This is a genomic window from Thiorhodococcus minor (assembly GCF_010820565.1).
Taxonomy (GTDB): domain Bacteria; phylum Pseudomonadota; class Gammaproteobacteria; order Chromatiales; family Chromatiaceae; genus Thiorhodococcus; species Thiorhodococcus minor.
The window spans coordinates 1-1,508 of sequence record NZ_JAAIJQ010000243.1; the positions used below are offsets into that span (position 1 = coordinate 1).

At 55.3% G+C, this 1,508-nt stretch carries 2 protein-coding genes; both read left to right on the forward strand.

All coding sequences use genetic code 11. The features are described 5' to 3' along the window. The coding region (locus G3446_RS26665) for an RHS repeat domain-containing protein (protein ID WP_164456675.1) at positions 1-807 on the forward strand (807 nt) is incomplete at its 5' end. 10 nt (positions 808-817) lie between these two features. Continuing rightward, complete coding sequence (locus G3446_RS26670) at positions 818-1,357, forward strand: hypothetical protein (RefSeq protein ID WP_164456676.1); 540 nt, start codon at positions 818-820, stop codon at positions 1,355-1,357. Positions 1,358-1,508: the final 151 nt, after the last annotated feature.

Genomic DNA, 1,508 nt, shown 5'->3' on the forward strand with positions numbered 1-1,508 from the left:
CCCATCGCCGAGCTGGATGGCGAGGGCAACCTCGTCGCGGTCTTCGTCTATGGCGACAAGGCCAACGTCCCGGCCTATCTGATCAAGATCGATCCCGAGACGCAGGAGGAGAGCACCTACCGGATCCTCTCCGACCACCTCGGCAGCCCACGGCTGGTCGTCGCCGTCGAGACCGGGGCCGTCGCTCAGCGGATGGATTACGATGCCTGGGGCGTGGTCACGCTGGACACCCATCCGAGGTTCCAGCCGTTCGGGTTTGCTGGCGGACTCTACGAGCCGGAGACCGGGCTCGTGCGGTTCGGGGCCAGGGATTATGATCCCTATACCGGGCGGTGGTTGGGGAAGGATCCGATTGGGTTTGAGGGGGATGGGGCGAACTTGTACGGATATGTTCGCGTGGATCCAGTGAATAAGGTCGATCCGACCGGACTCGCATACAGCGCTTGCGGCGAGCATGGTATGTGCCCTCCTCCTGACGAATGCGATGAGGAATGCCAATGCTGGGCAACTTGCTTAATGAATGATCCGCTACTTCCTGAGCTATTACCTGGAGTCGGCGCACCTCTTTTTGGCTTGAAGTCGCCAAGTCAGATTAGGTCTGGGGCATCCCCTTGGGGAAGCATTGACAGGAGGTTTTCTGGATTACCAGGGGCTGATCCAAATTGGGGCCCAGAGGTTCGCCGTGCAGGCAATGTGAGGAGAGTTAAATGTCTCGGAAGATATGGCACAGCTGCTGCGGCAATGGCGACTTTTACCGCAGCATATGCGACGACGGCAGGCGTGCGCTGTTGGATTGAGTGCAAATAGCGACGCATAGATGAACGCTTTAATTTGGCTTTTGATCTCTGCTGCTCTTGGAATTGCGTTATTTTGGATTGGCAATCGAAAGACATTTGATCAGGTAAACACCGCAGCGCAAGAACTGCGATCCCGAGCCTCCAAGCTAAATCCCCAGTCAGTCGACGGATTTATCGAGAGCTTGATGCTTGCAGAGGAAGATAAGTACGGCGCGCGTGTTGTTCTGCTAGAGATCTCTGAATTGCTGGAGGTTCAACCTGAAAAACTGGCTTATAGCTATGAGCTATCTGAGTTGTTAGTGTATCATCCTGATCTTCGTGAGTGCGGCGCAGCATGTGGCATTGATCCTTTCTCGTACATGCTCGCCGAAAGAATCATGGGAAAGTCAAGGAAGGATCTTTGGAACGAACGATGGGCCAGCCAACCAGGTTTACCTCGGAATGAACGTGAGCTAACTGAATTCATATCACATATGAATATCGAGGAGTTTATTCGTTTCTTTTCGCCGCTTATCAAGAAAGGAGAGGGGTCAAGATCTATTTTTCACCGTAGATCCTGACAGAAGGCGGTGGAGCGTTACGGAAGCGGGGTCACGGGGAAGCGGGGTCAGGTCTCGGGGGAAAGGCGGGGTCAGTGCGGCCTGGCAAGGCCGCGTGTTCTAGCGGGTGTGACTCCCGCCTGGGTAATCGTGCGCCGCGAGCCCAGTATCG